Annotated in this window: 22 protein-coding genes; 1 reads left to right on the top strand and 21 read right to left on the bottom strand. The window is 46.0% G+C overall.

Annotated elements, in window-relative coordinates; translation table 11 throughout:
* Nucleotides 1–133: 133 nt before the first annotated feature.
* From ACRRU2_RS07275 to ACRRU2_RS07175, 21 genes are all read right to left on the bottom strand, one after another.
* On the bottom strand, nt 134–952 hold the full coding sequence (locus ACRRU2_RS07275; RefSeq protein ID WP_432500547.1) for a TlyA family RNA methyltransferase: 819 nt from the start codon (nt 950–952) through the stop codon (nt 134–136).
* Nucleotides 953–965: 13 nt separating this feature from the next.
* Nucleotides 966–2,864, bottom strand: a complete 1,899-nt coding sequence (gene dxs / locus ACRRU2_RS07270; protein ID WP_331698582.1) for a 1-deoxy-D-xylulose-5-phosphate synthase — start codon at nt 2,862–2,864, stop codon at nt 966–968.
* A gap of 113 nt (nt 2,865–2,977) precedes the next feature.
* On the bottom strand, nt 2,978–3,892 hold the full coding sequence (locus tag ACRRU2_RS07265; protein ID WP_331698581.1) for a polyprenyl synthetase family protein: 915 nt from the start codon (nt 3,890–3,892) through the stop codon (nt 2,978–2,980).
* Between the two features lie 2 nt (nt 3,893–3,894).
* The gene (gene xseB / locus ACRRU2_RS07260; protein WP_432500546.1) at nt 3,895–4,155 is read right to left on the bottom strand and encodes an exodeoxyribonuclease VII small subunit; all 261 of its coding nucleotides are present in this window, start codon (nt 4,153–4,155) and stop codon (nt 3,895–3,897) included.
* A complete protein-coding gene (gene xseA, locus ACRRU2_RS07255) occupies nt 4,136–5,506 on the bottom strand; it encodes an exodeoxyribonuclease VII large subunit (RefSeq protein WP_432500545.1) in 1,371 nt (456 codons plus the stop codon). Before xseA ends, xseB begins: the two co-directional genes overlap by 20 nt.
* A 5-nt stretch (nt 5,507–5,511) precedes the next feature.
* Entirely contained in the window at nt 5,512–6,372 is an 861-nt protein-coding gene (gene folD / locus ACRRU2_RS07250; RefSeq protein WP_432500544.1) for a bifunctional methylenetetrahydrofolate dehydrogenase/methenyltetrahydrofolate cyclohydrolase FolD, read from the bottom strand.
* Nucleotides 6,373–6,409: 37 nt separating this feature from the next.
* On the bottom strand, nt 6,410–6,868 hold the full coding sequence (gene nusB, locus ACRRU2_RS07245; RefSeq protein ID WP_331698577.1) for a transcription antitermination factor NusB: 459 nt from the start codon (nt 6,866–6,868) through the stop codon (nt 6,410–6,412).
* Nucleotides 6,869–6,983: 115 nt separating this feature from the next.
* Nucleotides 6,984–7,214 (bottom strand): DUF2273 domain-containing protein, encoded by a 231-nt coding sequence (locus tag ACRRU2_RS07240; protein ID WP_331698576.1) that lies wholly within the window; start codon nt 7,212–7,214, stop codon nt 6,984–6,986.
* 16 nt (nt 7,215–7,230) lie between these two features.
* On the bottom strand, nt 7,231–7,788 hold the full coding sequence (gene amaP / locus ACRRU2_RS07235) for an alkaline shock response membrane anchor protein AmaP (RefSeq protein WP_331698575.1): 558 nt from the start codon (nt 7,786–7,788) through the stop codon (nt 7,231–7,233).
* Nucleotides 7,789–7,886: 98 nt separating this feature from the next.
* The gene (locus tag ACRRU2_RS07230; RefSeq protein WP_331698574.1) at nt 7,887–8,294 is read right to left on the bottom strand and encodes an Asp23/Gls24 family envelope stress response protein; all 408 of its coding nucleotides are present in this window, start codon (nt 8,292–8,294) and stop codon (nt 7,887–7,889) included.
* Nucleotides 8,295–8,415: 121 nt separating this feature from the next.
* Nucleotides 8,416–9,768: an acetyl-CoA carboxylase biotin carboxylase subunit gene (accC, locus tag ACRRU2_RS07225; protein ID WP_331698573.1), complete on the bottom strand. Its 1,353-nt coding sequence runs from the start codon at nt 9,766–9,768 to the stop codon at nt 8,416–8,418.
* Nucleotides 9,769–9,818: 50 nt separating this feature from the next.
* Nucleotides 9,819–10,310 carry an acetyl-CoA carboxylase biotin carboxyl carrier protein gene (accB, locus tag ACRRU2_RS07220; RefSeq protein ID WP_331698572.1) on the bottom strand — a complete coding sequence of 164 codons (492 nt, stop codon included), beginning with the start codon at nt 10,308–10,310 and terminating at the stop codon, nt 9,819–9,821.
* A 254-nt stretch (nt 10,311–10,564) separates the two neighbouring features.
* Complete coding sequence (locus ACRRU2_RS07215) at nt 10,565–11,143, bottom strand: SpoIIIAH-like family protein (protein WP_331698571.1); 579 nt, start codon at nt 11,141–11,143, stop codon at nt 10,565–10,567.
* 28 nt (nt 11,144–11,171) lie between these two features.
* Nucleotides 11,172–11,801 carry a stage III sporulation protein AG gene (locus ACRRU2_RS07210; protein ID WP_331698570.1) on the bottom strand — a complete coding sequence of 210 codons (630 nt, stop codon included), beginning with the start codon at nt 11,799–11,801 and terminating at the stop codon, nt 11,172–11,174.
* A gap of 46 nt (nt 11,802–11,847) precedes the next feature.
* Nucleotides 11,848–12,603 (bottom strand): stage III sporulation protein AF, encoded by a 756-nt coding sequence (spoIIIAF, locus tag ACRRU2_RS07205; RefSeq protein WP_331698569.1) that lies wholly within the window; start codon nt 12,601–12,603, stop codon nt 11,848–11,850.
* A gap of 36 nt (nt 12,604–12,639) precedes the next feature.
* Complete coding sequence (gene spoIIIAE / locus ACRRU2_RS07200) at nt 12,640–13,872, bottom strand: stage III sporulation protein AE (protein WP_432500543.1); 1,233 nt, start codon at nt 13,870–13,872, stop codon at nt 12,640–12,642.
* Nucleotide 13,873: 1 nt separating this feature from the next.
* Entirely contained in the window at nt 13,874–14,272 is a 399-nt protein-coding gene (gene spoIIIAD, locus ACRRU2_RS07195) for a stage III sporulation protein AD (RefSeq protein WP_331698807.1), read from the bottom strand.
* Between the two features lie 9 nt (nt 14,273–14,281).
* Nucleotides 14,282–14,485, bottom strand: coding sequence for a stage III sporulation protein AC (gene spoIIIAC / locus ACRRU2_RS07190; RefSeq protein WP_331698567.1), 204 nt, complete (start codon nt 14,483–14,485; stop codon nt 14,282–14,284).
* A 16-nt stretch (nt 14,486–14,501) separates the two neighbouring features.
* Complete coding sequence (spoIIIAB, locus tag ACRRU2_RS07185) at nt 14,502–15,020, bottom strand: stage III sporulation protein SpoIIIAB (protein ID WP_432500542.1); 519 nt, start codon at nt 15,018–15,020, stop codon at nt 14,502–14,504.
* Complete coding sequence (spoIIIAA, locus tag ACRRU2_RS07180) at nt 15,014–16,012, bottom strand: stage III sporulation protein AA (protein WP_331698565.1); 999 nt, start codon at nt 16,010–16,012, stop codon at nt 15,014–15,016. Before spoIIIAA ends, spoIIIAB begins: the two co-directional genes overlap by 7 nt.
* 112 nt (nt 16,013–16,124) lie before the next feature.
* Nucleotides 16,125–16,391: a YqhV family protein gene (locus ACRRU2_RS07175; RefSeq protein WP_331698564.1), complete on the bottom strand. Its 267-nt coding sequence runs from the start codon at nt 16,389–16,391 to the stop codon at nt 16,125–16,127.
* A gap of 140 nt (nt 16,392–16,531) precedes the next feature.
* Here ACRRU2_RS07175 and ACRRU2_RS07170 point away from each other — a divergent pair, with 140 nt between their 5' ends.
* Nucleotides 16,532–17,278 carry a 2-phosphosulfolactate phosphatase gene (locus ACRRU2_RS07170; RefSeq protein WP_432500541.1) on the top strand — a complete coding sequence of 249 codons (747 nt, stop codon included), beginning with the start codon at nt 16,532–16,534 and terminating at the stop codon, nt 17,276–17,278.
* Nucleotides 17,279–17,411 lie beyond the last annotated feature (133 nt).

Below are 17,411 nucleotides of genomic sequence, written 5' to 3'. Positions count from 1 at the left end.
TTTGAGCAAATCGATTAAGCGAACGCTTGTTTGGTTATAGATAGTGTAGCAAATGTTGCCACCTTAGTAAAGCAAAAAAGATGCCTGTGCAGTATTTACTGATCGGCATCCTTTCCTTGGTGCTTTTATTTTATTATTTGAAGGCAGCATTAGCCTCGTGGACAAGCTGCTTGATAGCAGCTTGATCAAATGCGGGCTGGTTTTCTACACTAGTCCAGCTCCAAAAAGCCAAAAACTCGATATTGCCCTCGCCGCCCGTAATCGGAGAAAAAGTTAAGCCCTGCAGCGAAAAACCGAGCTCTGCAGCAAAAGCCGTAATGGATTGAAGCACTTCCTCATGCACGGCCGGCTCGCGAACGATGCCCGCTTTGCCTACCTTTTCACGCCCCGCCTCAAACTGCGGCTTAATTAAGGCTACGACTTTAGAGCCAGGCGCAATCAAAGTCGCTAGTACTGGCAGTATCAGCTTCAACGATATAAAGGATACATCAATGGAAGCAAATTCAGGTGCTGGCCCCTTCAAATCCTCAGGCTGCAAATAGCGGAAATTTGTCCGCTCCATTACGCAAACTTTTTCATTTTGCCTAAGTGACCAGTCAAGCTGATTGTAGCCTACATCGATAGCATATACGTAAGCTGCGCCATTTTGCAGCGCGCAATCCGTAAAGCCGCCCGTCGAAGCTCCGATATCAAGCATTGCTTTGCCCGTCAAGTCAAGCTGATACAGCTTTATCGCTTTTTCAAGCTTTAAACCGCCGCGGCTAACATAAGGATGCACTGCGCCCTTTACTTTAATTGCGGCAGTACGCAGCACTTTCGTACCGCTTTTGTCTATTGGCTCCTCATCTACAAGCACAAGGCCGGCCATCAGAGCTGCCTTTGCTTTTTCGCGGCTTGCAAAAAAGCCCTGTTCAACTAAAAGAACATCAATTCTTTCTTTACTGTTTGTCATTATTCACCTTTATTTATGATCTGCCTGTCACACGCTTCATGCGAATCGGCAGCATATTGCGCAGCTCTCCGGCAACACGTTCCGCAGTTAATCCGATTTCTGCACGCTGCTCCGTTATCGAGCCATGCTCAACAAAAATATCCGGCACGCCGATTATTTTGACAGGAACATTGTAAATGCCCTTTAAGGAATAGAACTCCAGAATGGAGCTTCCAAAGCCTCCCAGCTCCGTGCCTTCCTCCAGTACAATAATTCGTCTGCCTTCGCTAGCCAGCTTAAGAAGCAGCTCCTCATCCAGCGGTTTAATAAAGCGGGCGTTGACAATCTGTACATTCATGCCTTCACGCTTCAGCAAATCTGCTGTATCTGCAGCTACCTCCAGCATCGGGCCTATGGCAACAATTGTTGCCGAATCGCCCTCACGCACTGTTTCCCACTTGCCGATTTCAAGCGGCTCCGGATTTGCATCAAGCTCAACGCCCAAGCCGTTAATTCGCGGATAACGAACTGCGATCGGTCCTGCTGAATACTCAATTGCCGTCTTCATCATCCGTCTTAGCTCATTCTCGTCCTTCGGCATCATGACAACTATATTAGGAACATGTCGAAGGAAAGCAATATCATATACGCCTTGATGCGTTTCGCCGTCCGGGCCGACAAAGCCTGCACGGTCAATCGCAAATACAACATTCAGATTCTGCCTGCAAATATCATGAATAACCTGGTCGTAAGCACGCTGCAGAAAAGTCGAATACACGGCAAACACAGGCTTTAAGCCCTCCATTGCCAGCGCAGCTGACATCGTTGCCGCATGCTGCTCAGCAATGCCGACATCGATCATACGATCAGGGAATTTTTCTGCAAAACTCATTAGGCCTGAACCGCCAGGCATGGCGGGCGTTACGGCTACGATACGTTTATCCTGCTCGGCAAGCTCGATCAGCATATCGCCGAATACTTGCGTATACATTGGCGGTCCAACTGCTTTAATCATTTTGCCTGATTCTATTTTGTAAGGCGATGCGCCATGCCAAGTATGGGAGTCATTCTCTGCTGGCTTGTAGCCTTTTCCTTTTATTGTCAGGACATGCACAAGCACAGGCCCTTGAATAGCGTCAGCCTGTTTCATAATCTCTTTTAACTGGTCAATGTCATGGCCATCAACCGGACCTAGATAAGTTAAGCCGAATTGCTCAAACAAAATGCCGCTTACGAGCAAATATTTCAGGCTGTCCTTAAAACGCTCTGCTGTTTTGGCCAGCTTGCCGCCAATTGCAGGAATTTTGTTTAAAAATTGCTGCAGCTCTTCCTTAGCTTTCTGGTAATGGCGGTCAGAACGGATTTTACCTAAATAATGATGCATCGCGCCAACGTTAGGTGCGATCGACATTTCATTATCATTAAGAATAACGATCATTTTTCTTTTTTCATGTCCGATATGATTCAATGCTTCCAGCGCCATGCCGCCTGTAAGCGCACCGTCGCCAATTACAGCGACTACGCGATTAGTCTCGCCCTTCAAATCGCGAGCTAAAGCCATCCCCATAGCTGCTGATAATGATGTACTGCTATGTCCGGCCTCCCATACGTCATGCTCGCTTTCGGAACGTTTAACAAAACCGCACAGGCCTTTATATTTACGTAATGTATCAAATTTATCTTTTCTTCCAGTCAGCATTTTGTGCACATAAGATTGATGTCCCACATCAAAAATAAACTTATCCTCTGGACTGTTGAACAAATAATGCATAACGATAGTGAGCTCAACAACTCCCAGGTTAGGAGCAAGATGACCGCCTGTCGCAGACAATTTCTCAACTAGAAAATGGCGAATTTCCGCCGCCAACTGTTCCAAATGATCAGTTGATAAGCCTTTTAAATCCTGAGGACCGTTAATTTTATCTAGCAGCACGATTTTTTCCTCGCTTTCGCGGACAGTCTATTCTTGCTAAGCTGTCCTATGAACGATACAATTTTATGCTAGTATAGCATATTCATCGCCAGTTGCCCAATTTCCTGAGCTATCTAATGATCGCGATGCACCAAATAATCTGCAATTTGCAATAAACGCTCTGGAGCTGCAAATTTCGCATCCAGAATGGCCGCTTTGGCATCATGAGTCAGCTTCTCCACTTTGGCCTTGCTTTCTTCTAAACCATACAAATATGGATACGTTACTTTACTTTGTGTTATGTCGCTATTTGTTTTTTTGCCAAGCTTTTGCTCGTCGCCAGTTAAATCTAAAATATCGTCCTGGATTTGAAAGGCTAGTCCAATATTCCGCCCATAATACGCCAGCTGCTTCAACTGCTGCTCAGTAGCGCCGCCGATGCGGCCTCCTGCTGTTGCAGAGAATATAACCAGATCGCTTGTCTTATGCAAATGTATATATTCGAGCTCTTCTATGGATGTAATGCCCTGCTCGCCTTCCATATCAGCCACTTGACCGCCAACCATCCCGCTTGGGCCAGCCAAACGGGCAAGATCTGCTACGATACGCAAAGTCTGCTCAGCGCTAACCGCACCTTTGCCTGCAACCTCGGATACCAGATAAAAAGCGTGCGTCAATAAAGCATCCCCTGCTAAAATAGCCAGCGCTTCTCCAAATACTTTGTGGTTAGTTGGCTTCCCTCTGCGAAAATCATCATTGTCCATCGCTGGAAGATCATCATGAATCAATGAATAGGTATGTATATACTCAATAGCTGAAGCGACGGGCAGTGCATGCTCGCTTGCTTCCTCAGCGCCATGAACCGCTTCTGCAGCTGCCAGCACTAGCGCAGGACGAATCCGTTTACCTCCTGCTTCAAGCGAGTAAGCCATAGCCTTTCGAAGCTGATCAGGCACATCCCATTCTGCTGATAATGATTTTGCCATTGCCGCCTCAACGCGGGCAGCGGATTGTTTCAGATATATAGAAATAGCAGCCAGTTGTTCCAAGCTTATTCCCCTTTTTCCTCGTTTGAAGATACAAACGGTTTTTGTTGCAGCCCGTGCTCCGATTCAATCAGCAAATGAATTTTGCTTTCTACCTGCTCAAGCTTTCCGCCGCATAAACGGGAGAGGGCCATCCCCTCCTGAAACAGCTCAATGGCAGTTTCCAGCGGAACATCCCCGTTTTCCAACTGAGCGACAATGAGCTCTAATCGCTCCATTGCTTGCTCGAAGCTTAACGTCTCAAGATTAGTCGTTGTTTCTACCATGTGGCTCACCTCGTTTGGATTGTACAACACAATCTAACTGCCCATCTGACAACTTTACTTTTACTTTATCGCCATCTTGGACCTGATCAATGCTGCCGATAATATGATTTTCCAGCTCATCGTATACTAAGCTATAGCCGCGCGCCATTACTTTAAGCGGACTAAGCGCATCCAGCTGCTTTATTTTCCCTGTCAAATTCAGTTTGTTTTCCTTGAGGCTTGCGTGAATCGAATTATTCATCCGCTTATTAAAGCCTTCCAGCTGCTTTTTCAAATAAAGCACTTGCGCGCCAGGATGATTGCCTGCCAAGGCGGCCTGCTGCTGCGCTAATTGAATATAGCGCTGCTTCACCAGCTGTCTTGTTCTGCCCTCCAGCTGCTCTGTCAAGCGATCAAGCCGCTGCGTCTGATCCAGCATATACTTGCGAGGCTGCATAAAGAAAGGAGAACGTTTAAGCCGCGTCAGTTTCTCTTTGTTTGCTTGTATAAGCGCCTTCATTGCAAGCTGCAGGCGCTGCTCTGCTCGTGCTCGCTGCTGCTTCAACTCCAGCAAATGCGGTACGGCAAGCTCAGCCGCTGCTGTAGGCGTCGCTGCTCGCAGGTCGGCTACAAAATCAGCAATTGTAAAATCTGTCTCATGACCGACTGCGCTAATAACAGGAATTTGCGAAGCAGCAATGCTTCTTGCAACTATTTCTTCATTAAAAGCCCAAAGCTCTTCCAATGAACCGCCGCCCCTGCCGATTATCAGCACGTCGCAAGCGCTGTGCCGATTCATCGCATCAATTGCAGCGGCTATTGACGGGGCTGCCTGCTTGCCTTGCACAAGCACAGGATAAATATATATAGGTATAACCGGATAACGCCGCTGCAGCGTTGTAATAATATCTTGCACCGCCGCGCCGGTTGGGGATGTAACAATGCCAATTGACCGGGGAAAGACAGGAATGGCCCGTTTGCGCGCAGCAGCAAACAAGCCTTCCTCATCCAGTCGATTTTTCAACTGCTCGTAAGCAAGATACAAGCTGCCTTTACCGTCAGGCTGCATCGCTGTAGCATAGAACTGATAGGTTCCATCACGCTCGAATACGTTTATGCTGCCTCGAGCAAGCACCTTTGTGCCTTCCTTTGGGATAAAAGGGAGTCTTGTATTGTAGGACGCAAACATAACAGACTTCAGCTTGCTGTCTTTATCTTTCAAAGTAAAATACATATGCCCGCTGGAATGATGAACAAAATTAGATATTTCGCCTCTGAGCCATACATCGCTCAGCAGCGCATCCGATTCCATCTTCATTCGCACATATTTGTTAATTTCTTTGATGGAATAAATATGAGGCTGATTGGCCAATCCGATCACCCCTTAATTCCATTAGCCCTTTTTGCTGCAGTCAACGTATTTTTCATAAGCATCGTAATGGTCATCGGACCAACTCCGCCAGGGACGGGAGTAATAAAGGCAGCACTTTCCAAGCAATCCTCATAATCTACATCTCCAGCAAGCTTTCCGTCAGGCATGCGGTTAATGCCTACATCAATGACGATAGCGCCCGGCTTCACAAAGCTGCTGTCAATCGCTTTCGGTTTGCCGATCGCAACGACCAGTATATCTGCCTGCTTAGCAATTTCGCTCATATTCGCTGTTCTGGAATGGCAGATCGTAACGGTTGCGTGCTCACGCATAAGCAGCATAGCTACCGGCTTGCCAACAATATTGCTTCTGCCGATAACTACGGCATGCTTGCCTGCAATTTCCACTCCGCTGCGCTTAATAAGCTCAATTACGCCTGCTGGGGTGCATGGCAGCAAGCTGTCGTCGCCGATGACTAGATTTCCGACGCTTTGCGGATGGAAACCGTCGACATCTTTCTCGACGCTAATTGCATCAATGACTGCTTTCTCATTAATATGGTCCGGCAGTGGCAATTGAACTAAAATACCGTTAATGCTGTCTTGATTATTCAAGCGCTCAATAAGCGCAAGCAATTCCGTCTCGCTCGTTTCAGCCGGCAAACGGTGAACCTCGGAATAAAAACCGACCTGCTCGCAAGCCTTTTCCTTGGAGCCAACATATACCTTGGAAGCAGGATCCTCACCAACCAGTACGACCGCCAAGCCAGGAGTTACACCCTGCTGCTTTAACCTGGCCGTCTCAGCAATAAGCTCCTCGCGAATTTGATCAGAAATTTTTTTACCTTCAATTTTTTGTGCGCTCATTTACCGATCTACTCCTTATATCAAAATTCGTCTTTGTCTACTCCTTCGTTTCTTTTTGCTTCCATTCATCTGCGATTGAAATGAACTTGCCCAGTACACCATTGACGAATTTACCCGATTCTTCATTACCATAATGCTTTGCAATTTCAATCGCTTCGTTAACGGCTGCTTTCGGCGGTACATCATCTCGGAACATGATTTCGAAGCAAGCAAGCCTTAATACTTGGCGATCAACTCGCGATAGACGATCTACCTGCCAGCCTGTCAAATACTGCCGCAGCATATCATCAATCGCTTCCCTGCGCTCCGCCACACCATAAGCAAGCTCTCGCGCGAAGGCTTCAGTCCCTTCCAGCCCATGAAGATCTCCGCCAATTTCATTCTCGCCACGAAGCTCGTCCATAATCATATCGACAGCCTCTTTAATCGTTACTTCGTTCATTTCCGTTTGGTATAAGCCTGATACCGCTATTTCTCTTGCTAATCGTCGTCTCATGTATCCTCCGTATCCGCATATCCGCGTGTCTGTACTTGCCTATAATTCGAAAAAACCTATGATCTCCTCCCTGCTCCGAATAGAAGGAATCCGGAGAACGGAGGAGACCACAGGATTACTTAAAAGGCCTGAAGCGATCAAGCAAGGCTTCCCATAATCGATGCAGCGGCAATACAGGCCCTTCGTTCATTTCTTTATATTTGCCTATAGAATAACCGACAAATACTAGAAGCGCTACGAATAGCATGTCCCAAAAACCGAAGCATAAATAAACGATCCCGCATAAAACGCCTGACGCAACGCCTAATATCCGCTTCCAATAGATATTCCAGAACTCCCTGAACATCAGCAAGCCCCCTTTTCTACTCTACGCGGCTTTTGAAAGTATTGGCTTGAATAACATTAGCAACAAATACAGCTACATTGGCTACCGGCATGCCCGTAATTTCTTCAACATGTGTTTTAACAGTACTTTGAATTTCTTCTGTCAGCTGCGGAATTGAAGTTTCGCCGTCGATAACGGTGCGCAGCACAATATCCAAGCCAGCCTCTGTCACTTTTATTCTCGCTCTTAAATCCTTTACGCCACGCTGACGCGATGCTGCTTTAAGCGCCAAATTCTCGATTGTTTCGATAGAAATTCTAATATCTCCAAAATCTGTTCTCTGGTCGATCGAAGGTGATGTTGCAGAGCCTCTATATAATGAAACAATCAAGAAACGAATACTGATCAAAAGGAATACAGCACTTATTGATATTACCGTGATTTGAAGCGATTTCTCTTCGTACAAATAGGTAATCCCATCATTCAACATATCTTTAGGGATCCAGCCAAAGCCTGCTCCAGCTACAAACAAAGAGATGATAATGATTACAATGCTGTACAAAAATAAAAACAGCTTATCTACAACTTTAATCATTGTGCGTCTCCTCCCGCGGACTCGAATGAAAACCCCCAAGTGCGAAAGCGGCATGCCCAATCACAAGGGGGTTGTACATTTCTAGTGCGCATTGCTATCTATTTAACTCGATAGTTCTGATCTTCCTCTTCAGGTTTTTCGGCAGGCTTGAAATAAACATCATGGATATGAACATTTACTTCAACCACATGCAACCCAGTCATCATTTCGATTGAACGTTTCACATTGCTTTGAATATTAGCAGCGATCTCGGGGATCTTGTTGCCATATTCCACAATGATGGATACGTCCACAGCAGCTTCACGCTGTCCAACCTCTACTTTTACGCCCTTTGACAGGTTTTTACGGCCGAGCAATTCAGTAATGCCTCCAGCAAGGCCACCGCTCATGCCAGCTACGCCTTGCACTTCGATTGTGGCAAGACCTGCAATAACTGCGATGACTTCGGGGGCAATTTGAATAGTTCCGATTTCCGTTTTCTCATAATCAGCAGCGATCGTACTCATGTTGGTTGTACACCTCCCTAAAGTTGCGCGTTAACGGCTCCGTTGACAAGCCTACATCCGCATCTTATTTCTATACTATAACATTCAGCCGAAAATATGACAAACTATTCTAATTGAATGTTTACTGCTGGTTAATGTCATATTCCTCAAGGAATTTAATATCGAAATCGCCCTTAATAAATTTCGAGTGATTCAGCACCTTCAAATGGAACGGAATTGTTGTCTTAATGCCTTCAATGGCAAACTCCTCCAGCGCCCGCTTCATTCGTGCAATTGCTTCCTCGCGGTTAGCGCCCCATACGATAAGCTTCGCAATCATCGAATCGTAATGTGGTGAAATGGTATAGCCGGGATAAACAGCGCTATCCACACGCACACCTGCTCCGCCTGGCGGCAGATAGAACGGAATATGTCCTGCAGAAGGCATGAAATTACGCTCAGAATCCTCTGCATTTACGCGGCATTCAATAGACCAGCCGTTTATTTTCAAATCCTCTTGACTGAAGGATAATGGTTCGCCTTCAGCAATTGAAATCATTTCCTTTATGAGATCAACATTGGTGATCATCTCGGTTACCGGATGCTCAACCTGAATTCGGGTATTCATTTCCATAAAATAAAACTGATTGTCTGGGCCCAGCAAAAACTCAAGTGTGCCTGCTCCGGAATATTCCACAGCCAGTGCCGCGCGTACGGCAGCTTGTCCCATGCGCTCGCGAAGCTCAGGCGTCATGATTGGGCAAGGCGCCTCTTCAATCAGCTTCTGGCGTCTGCGCTGCACAGAGCAATCGCGCTCGAACAGATGCACGGCGTTGCCATGCTTGTCAGCTACAATTTGAATCTCGACATGCTTCATGCCGGTTAAATACTTCTCCAAATATACGCCGGCATTGCCGAAAGCTTTTTGCGCTTCCTGCTGCGCAGTCGTAATTTGAGAAACTAGCGACTCTTCGTTCTCAGCGATGCGAATTCCTTTGCCGCCGCCGCCTGCAGTCGCTTTAATAATGACAGGGTAGCCGATTTCGCGAGCTACTTTAATCGCTTCATCAATATCCTCAATCAAACCGTCTGAACCTGGAATGATCGGCACATCAGCTTCCTTCATCGTCGATTTAGCAACTGATTTATCACCCATTTTGCTGATCGCTTCCGGCGATGGTCCTATAAATGTAATGTTGCATGACTCGCAAATTTCTGCAAAATCAGCATTTTCAGCCAAGAATCCATAGCCCGGATGAATCGCATCACATTCTGTTAATGTAGCAACACTCATAATGTTAGTTAAATTCAAATAGCTGTCCTTCGATGGTGTCGGACCGATGCAATAAGCTTCATCTGCAAGCTTGACATGCAAGGAATCTTTATCCGCTTCAGAATAAACAGCAACAGTACTAATGCCTAATTCACGGCAAGCGCGAATAATTCGAACTGCGATTTCGCCGCGATTCGCAATTAATATTTTTTGGAATTTCACGTAGGAACCCCTTTCAAACGACAATTTCCCAATTGAATTGGGGAGATTAGTTAGTCCGCCTTAACAAGGAAGAGCGGCTGGCCAAATTCAACGAGCTGGCCGTTAGAAACTAATACCTCAACAATTTCGCCGTTCACTTCAGCTTCCAGCTCATTCATCAACTTCATTGCCTCAAGAATACAAACGACACTCTTATCATTTACGCGATCGCCAACCTTGACAAAAGCAGGCGCTTCAGGTGATGGCGCTGCATAAAAAGTTCCTACCATAGGAGATACAATGCGATGCAAGTTATCCTTGGCGGATGCTTCCGGCGCTGCTGCGCTTGGCTGGATTACAGCTTCTGCTATCGGCTGCGGAGCTGCCACTGCAGGGGCTTGCGTGTATGTATGCGTAATTGGAGCAGTTTGAACATTTAAAACTTCTGTTTTTCCAGGCTTGCGGATAAGCAGACGTGCTCCTTCATTTTCAATTTCCAACTCCTGAACGGATGTTTGATCGACTAGCTTGATCAATTCTTTAATCTCGCTCAATTTAAACATGAACGTAATCACTCCTCTTATTCACATAACGTAACACATTATAACATAAATACGGAAGAACACGAATCATTTTTTAAAATATATATTTCACCTAGAAACAGCAGAGCCCATAGCCAAAAACGCGCAGCGATTCTTTTTGAAATATAAAAGAGTATAGCATTTATTTGAGCTGGGACAAAATAAAAAGCTTTGAGCTGTCCGGCATTCAGCCAAACCACTCAAAGCTTATGCCCCGCTAGCTGCAATTCTGATCTTTACGGCACGTATTGGACAGATACTTGATTAGGCTTTACAGCCATGACGCTCATTACTTCTTCTATAATTTCAGCTGCCTCGCTTTTATTCATATTGCTGCTGGAGACGACGATGTTCAAAACATCCTCTGTTTGGTCGATATGTGCCACATCGTATTTTTCCATCAGCTTATCTTCAAGCGATTTAATCTTTGATGCATTGTCTTCAAATTTTTGCAGCTCAGCAAAGGCTGCTGTTACTTCCTCATTGCTGTCACCTGAATTAGTTATCGAGGACAAAATGCGGTCATATTCAGAATCCAAGTACTGATCGCGCTTCGTTTGCAAATTATCGAAAATGCCGCCCTGCAAAATGCCTTCACGTTCAATCTTTGCAAGTATTTCTTCATTCAGCTCATCATTATTCACAATCGTTTTATCGTTCTCGCCTGCAACCTCCGTTACTTCGCCTTTGGGATTGCCGTTGTCCGTTAACGCTTTATTATCACTGGTATCCTGTGTAAACAAGTAATACGCGGACAGCACCACCATTAAACTGAGCATCGACACTAGCCATATTGTTTGTCTTTTTGTATTCATTTTCGTTTACCCTCCCAAAATAAGTTCATTATTGTTTTCTAGGTACTACAGAAATTCGATTTACAGCTATATTAACGCCGCGTTCAACCGCTTGTGTGATCAGCTTCCTGACTGTCGCGTTTTCTGCGCCGCTGGCAACGATGAGAATGCCTCTTATTCGAGGATTTATCGTCTTGGTAACAATTGGCTTGCTGTCGCCTGATACCTCATGCAAAACAATTTGCCCGTTCTTTGTTACGGAAGTAATATGCCGCCTGCCGCCGTTCCCAGTATTTTCATCCGTGATTTGCTGAGACTCTGAAATGGCGCTTGCGATTACAATTTCCTCTGTAGAATCAATCGTAACTAGCACATCCACCTTGCCTACACCAACGATTTGCTCCAGTATGTCCTTCAGGCGATTTTCGATCGGATGCTCATAAGCTTCAAACATAGAGCCTGACGTGTCTTGCTTGGACCATGCCTCAGAAGTTTCCGGCGGCACAGTCTCCTGCTCCGCATAACGCTCTACCGGTTTAAATGGCAGGAAAGAGTTAAGCAGCATAAGCGCCGCACCTACTCCGCCAATGATGAGCAATAGGCGAAGTGAACGCACTCGCTTTGGCCCGCCTGGTCCGCCACCTATCGCTTTTTCAATACGCTCCAGCCACTTGGCCACAATGCTATCTCTCCCTTCCTGTACCATTCCAAACTCGAGCTGATGCTTAAGCTAAAGCTTTAATTATGACTAGCCGCTCATTCACCTCCCATCGGGTTGAAATCATCCTTTTGATTTGCTTCTCCAGCTCTGCGTCAGGAAAATGCTCATTTTTCTCTGCCGCTTCCGCATTCTCCATCCCTTGATTTGCATCAGTCACATCAATAGATGAGGATAATTCTTTTATCGCAATTTCAACAGGCTTGATGGGCGCGATCGGGGCAATAGCTGTAATATCTGTCTCTCCGCTTGCCTTGCTTCCACCGTTCCCTTCGATTGCATTCTCGGCCCCCTGCTGTGGCTGTCTGACCGTTACGACTACCTGCTCGATTTTGGCATGTGCATCGCTGCTGTCATGCAGCTCCAGCTGTACAGAAACCGATAAAATTTCCTGATCAATTTGCTGCTCCAGCTGCTCAAGCATGGCCTGCTCGATCGTTTGCTCGGTTAATGACAAGGCGTCAGATTGGTATTTTTTTTGCAAAGCTTCCCCTTTTTTTTGAATATCTTCAAGCGTAGGCATTTTGATACCCTTTTCGATCGATCGCTGATCCCATATTTTCACACTCTCCTCCAGCTTCTTGCCGACATCCTGCTTCAGAAGATTTAAAATCGGCGATAAGATCGTCAGCAAAATAATTAAGCCAATCGCCAGTCTTGCATAGCGCTGCATCGTTTTATTCGGCAGCAGCATATCTACAATCACTGCCAGCAGGATAACAGCTATAATATTGCGAAGCCATTCAACCAGCCATGAGGTCAATTCACTCCCCCCTAAGTGCGCCTGCCTGCCGCAAAGCTATCTCGCCATCATTGCCGCATTGCCAGCCGTCAATATAATGGTTACTGCCAAAAAAAACATAAGGCTTACAGCTGCCAGCGAAGCAAACACGTAAATCATCGTTTTTCCGATCGTTTGCAGGCAGGTGACGATGGGCGAAGAGCCAAGCGGCTGCATGGCAGCTGCAGCGATATAATAGATTAAGGCCAATGTTAATATTTTTATTGCGGGAAATGCGCTAAGAAATAAAATAATAATGACGCCTGCTATTCCTACCGCATTTTTCGCGATCATCGAAGCGGATATAACTGTATCAGCCGCATCTGAAAACATTTTACCTACCACTGGAATAAAATTGCCTGTTACATACTTGGCTGTGCGCACCGTAACCCCGTCTGTAACTGCTCCTGTTGCACCCTGTACCGATATAACCCCTAGAAATATAGCCAGCAGTACGCCTAAAATGCTTACCCCAATCGATCTGAGCAAATTAGCCAGCTGTGTTACTTTATACTTGTCCGACAAAGCGCTCGCAATATGCAGGACAGCAGAGAAAAATAATAGAGGAAAAACAACGGTATAAATGACAGTTCCAACGACGTGTATCATCATAATAATTAGCGGATGCAAAATAGATACCGTTACAATGCTGCCCATGGAGGCAAGCAGTGTGAGCAACAGCGGAACCATGGCGAGCATAAATTGAATCATGCTCTGAATGGAATCCTTGGCATAACCAATAGCTACGTAAAAGCTGTTGACCGCAATAATTAGGAGCACCATGTACGTGATCGAATATGCAACCTTGCTTACTGTATTTCTCTCAAAAGCACTCTGCAGCGTTTCGAGCACCATACTAAAAACAGTCAGCATAACGATTGTGACGAGCAGCTTGCCATTGTATAGCACTTCATGCCATAAATAACGCAGCAGCCCTTGCACCATTTGCGAAAGCTTCAAGCCTTCGCCGCCAGGCATCAGCATTTCCATAAAGCTTGGAATATGTCGATCCGGAAAAAAACCGCCGTACTCGCTCCCCAGTTTATTCCAATAGGATTCAACTGCGCTGATGTCCAGCTCTTCGATTTGCTGCTTGGGCGAGGATACTGGAATGCTTTCTGTTTCGTTCAGCGGCTGTTTGCCGGAATCTGCATATATTCCTCCCATAGGAAGCAACATAACGAACAAAAATGCCATCCCAAGCAAGCAGAAAAGTATTTTTCTTTTTTGAAAATCCTTCTCCAAAAGCATGTCACCCACCCCCGTCCGGCAGCAATCCGAGTATCGTTTCTACGATAACGCTAATAATCGGAATGGCCATGACGAGTATAAAAACTTTCCCTGCGAACTCTATTTTGGAAGCTATCCCCTCCTGACCAGCATCCCGTACAATTTGCGCCCCGAATTCTGCAATATAGGCAATCCCGATTATTTTCAAAATCGTCTTCAGGTAAATGGATGGAATGCCCGAGCGATTGGCCAGATCCTCAATAACCGCAATAACTGCCTCTATCTTTCCAATTACGAATAATAAAATGAACAGCCCTGTAAAAGAAGCAAGCAAAAAAGCAAACATCGGTTTTTGTTCCCTTATTACGATGATCAATACGGTGGCAATAATGCCAAGCCCAACGATCTGAATCATTTCCACACTGCTCACCTACTGGAACAAAAAAATAGTTTTAATTTCCTGGAAAAGATCGTTTAACAAGCGGACTACCATAAATAAAACGACGACAAATCCGATTAAAGTGACCCAATGCGCCATGTCCTCTTTTCCCATCTGCTTCAGCACTGAGTGAATCATCGCAATAATGATGCCAATGCCGGCAATCTGAAATATTGCGCTCACATCCATATTCATCAACGCAGGCACCCTCTTACATCATTAAAATAATAATGAGCACAGCGGTTAATACCCCTAGGCTTTTCCACATCGCTTCATACTTCCCTTGCTCCTCCCTTGCAGCCTGCTCTTCAAGCTTGATTTGATCGATTGCGAGCTGCAAGTTCTTAATTTGATCGTTTGCATCGCTTATGCCAAGCGATGTGCCAAGCCTGTATAGTACAGCCTGTTCGTTGCTCCGCATACAAGTGTGGCCCCAATATTCATCAATGGCCGTTTTCCAATGCTGCTCAAAGGATTGCTCGCTTCCGGACAAAAGGCCTTTCGCTGCTTCTGCAAACATAGCGGCTATTGGGCCTTTCCCAATTCCTGCTGCGCGCTTCAATGCCTCTGGCAGGGGTGTATAGCCGTAGCTTATTTCTGTAATCAGTCTTTGCAGCATATGAACAAGCTGTCGCAATTGACGCGGTCTTTCAGCGAATTTTGCAGCCTGCTGAAAGCCGATCATCGTGCCTGCAAACAGTACGAACAAAGCACCGATCAGCTTTACCATCTTGTTAACCCTGCTTCATAGCTGCGCGAAGGCTGGTTCATTATGTCCGCTGTTTTGGCCACCTGATGCGATATGCCGTCCGTTGTTCTTCTTAGCTGCACAACCAGCGAGAAGGCTCCTTCCTTAAGCAGCTTGTACAGAACAGGCCTGCCAACCGCTTCGTTGAAATCATAGGCATGAGCAGTGGCAATAACATTAACACCGGCATGAGCCGCCTCTGTTATAGCTGCGCCATCCTCAATGCGGCCGATTTCGTCAGCAATAAGCACCTCTGGCGACATGGAGCGCAGCAGCATCATCATTCCTTCCGCCTTTGGGCAAGCGTCCATAACATCTGTCCTCGGACCTACATCAAAGGTCGGGATGCCTTTTACACATGCTGCTATTTCTGACCGTTCATCGACGATGCCGACTTTTCTGCCTGGCCAGCCGCGGCTTTCAGGCGTTTGCCAATAGCCGTAGCTTATCGATCTCGCCAGATCTCGTATAATCGTTGTTTTGCCTTGCTGTGGCGGAGCAATGATCAGCGTCGAGCTTAAGGTGCGCCTCTTCGTATCAATAAGCGCTGGCAGCAATGACTTGCTTGCTCCTATAACCTCTCTAGCGATCCTTATATTAAAAGCTCCGATGTCGCGAATTCCTTTCACGCTTCCCTGATCCAGCACTGTTCTGCCCGCGAGTCCAATTCGGTGTCCGCCCGATACTGTAATATACCCCCGGCGCAGCTCCTCCTCCATCGCATACAGCGAATAATTAGTTATTCGCTCTAGCAACATTCGGCAGTGCTCGCTAGCCGGAATAAACGCTTCGTCACTCGTCCAGGCCACTAGCCCGTCCTTCGCAACTAGTCTCGACTGACCTCTATAGCCGATTTCAAGCGGCCTGCCTTCTCTTATTCTTATTTCTTCTAAATCCGTTTGAATATCCTTTGGTAGCTTTTCAAGCAAAGCTCTCATCTCTTGCGGCAATAAATGCGCGACCTGCGCCAGCATAAGCCATCACTCCCGGATGATTGTTGCGTAGTTCCCATTGTATGCTTGTCTTTTGAAAATATGTCTTGGAGCTGCTTATACGTTATTTTTATTTTGCTAGAGTCGGGCTCTATCATTTTTTCAATATACCGATCATTAAGCAGGTTACACCTGCGGCTACCCATAAAAATTTGGAAGCAGACAGCTTGTCAGATAACCCTACCAAGCCGACTGTCGTCGTAGTAATCAAAATAAGCGGCCCAACCAGAGCCAGTGATGAATTAATGACTAATGCCCGATCAATGCTGTTCCAGCGAAGGATCAGCAATGCGGCCGCAATTTCAATCATGCCGGAAAAAATACGCAAGGAACCCATAGTCAGGACAATTTTATTAATCATTGGCTTCCCTCCTTTCCATCCTCATAATTATGTATATGCAGGCTCGTCTACATATCATGCTGCACACATGCCTAAAAATTAGGCATATGATGTATGAAATAAATGGTCATATGCATCATACAAAAGGGACTGTGATCCAAATGGAAATTCAAGTGATATCGCATGTTAATGAGGCTAGCGCAGCTTATTTTCCTTTTAAGTCAGTTGCCGTAATAGATGTGCTGAGAGCTACAAGCACGATTGCAGCAGCTTTATCATTGGGAGCCGAAAGTGTCGTTCCTGTAGAAACGGTAATGGAAGCCAGACAGATGAAGCTGGATAACGATATACTCGCCGGTGAAAGGTTCGGACGAAAAATAGCCAGCTTCGAGCTTGGCAATTCGCCTACCGAGCTGACACAGCAAAAATTACTTAACCGCAGAATGATTATTACGACAACGAATGGCACAAGAGCGATAAAAAAAGCAATGCGATCCGATTATTTAATCGCCGTATCTTTACTGAACGTGCAGGCTGCAGCCGAGACGCTGAAGCTGCTTAATCGTGATGTTGTTATCTTTTGCGCCGGCCATCAGGATCAGTTTGCCATCGAGGACGGCTATTGTGCCGGAATGCTTATTGATTCGCTTATGTCCGGCGGATTGGCTGAGCCTGTCGTGCTAGATGACCTCGGTCATGCTATGCTGGCGCTTTACAAGCATTATGAAAATCAAGCAGAGGATGTGCTTAGGCAAAGCAAATGCGGAAAGCGACTGCTGCGTTCCGGTCAAGAGGCAGATGTTATTGCCTGCTCGCAAACAGATGTGCTTGACGATGTGCCGCTATTATTGGATAACAAGCTTATTCGCTTTAATCCATACGAAACGATTACGACAACCAGACAATAGTGCTGTACCTGTTTGTACGAAAAAACGTACAAAATGCCTCTATCGTGACCCGTGCGGCACTCGTTGGTACGAAAAAACATACAAAGCTGTTCGCACACCCAAAAATCAATTAAAAAACACCTCGACTGCCAGC

The organism is Paenibacillus sp. GXUN7292, from assembly GCF_050864975.1.
In the GTDB taxonomy this organism is placed as follows: domain Bacteria; phylum Bacillota; class Bacilli; order Paenibacillales; family Paenibacillaceae; genus Pristimantibacillus.
Note: the sequence above shows the minus strand (reverse complement) of the source record. Positions and strands in the feature narration are given on the sequence as shown.

Bases quoted from the DNA above. Each gene is read 5' to 3' on its own strand.
- ACRRU2_RS07240 (WP_331698576.1), bottom strand. From the start codon at position 7,214: ATGTTCAGGGAGTTCTGGAATATCTATTGGAAGCGGATATTAGGCGTT.
- spoIIIAE (WP_432500543.1), bottom strand. From the start codon at position 13,872: ATGCTTTTGGAGAAGGATTTTCAAAAAAGAAAAATACTTTTCTGCTTG.
- amaP (WP_331698575.1), bottom strand. From the start codon at position 7,788: ATGATTAAAGTTGTAGATAAGCTGTTTTTATTTTTGTACAGCATTGTA.
- accB (WP_331698572.1), bottom strand. From the start codon at position 10,310: ATGTTTAAATTGAGCGAGATTAAAGAATTGATCAAGCTAGTCGATCAA.
- xseB (WP_432500546.1), bottom strand. From the start codon at position 4,155: ATGGTAGAAACAACGACTAATCTTGAGACGTTAAGCTTCGAGCAAGCA.
- ACRRU2_RS07230 (WP_331698574.1), bottom strand. From the start codon at position 8,294: ATGAGTACGATCGCTGCTGATTATGAGAAAACGGAAATCGGAACTATT.
- ACRRU2_RS07170 (WP_432500541.1), top strand. From the start codon at position 16,532: ATGGAAATTCAAGTGATATCGCATGTTAATGAGGCTAGCGCAGCTTAT.
- ACRRU2_RS07275 (WP_432500547.1), bottom strand. From the start codon at position 952: ATGACAAACAGTAAAGAAAGAATTGATGTTCTTTTAGTTGAACAGGGC.
- ACRRU2_RS07215 (WP_331698571.1), bottom strand. From the start codon at position 11,143: ATGAATACAAAAAGACAAACAATATGGCTAGTGTCGATGCTCAGTTTA.
- spoIIIAB (WP_432500542.1), bottom strand. From the start codon at position 15,020: ATGGTAAAGCTGATCGGTGCTTTGTTCGTACTGTTTGCAGGCACGATG.
- folD (WP_432500544.1), bottom strand. From the start codon at position 6,372: ATGAGCGCACAAAAAATTGAAGGTAAAAAAATTTCTGATCAAATTCGC.
- ACRRU2_RS07175 (WP_331698564.1), bottom strand. From the start codon at position 16,391: ATGATTAATAAAATTGTCCTGACTATGGGTTCCTTGCGTATTTTTTCC.
- nusB (WP_331698577.1), bottom strand. From the start codon at position 6,868: ATGAGACGACGATTAGCAAGAGAAATAGCGGTATCAGGCTTATACCAA.
- spoIIIAC (WP_331698567.1), bottom strand. From the start codon at position 14,485: ATGAATATGGATGTGAGCGCAATATTTCAGATTGCCGGCATTGGCATC.
- spoIIIAA (WP_331698565.1), bottom strand. From the start codon at position 16,012: ATGCTGGCGCAGGTCGCGCATTTATTGCCGCAAGAGATGAGAGCTTTG.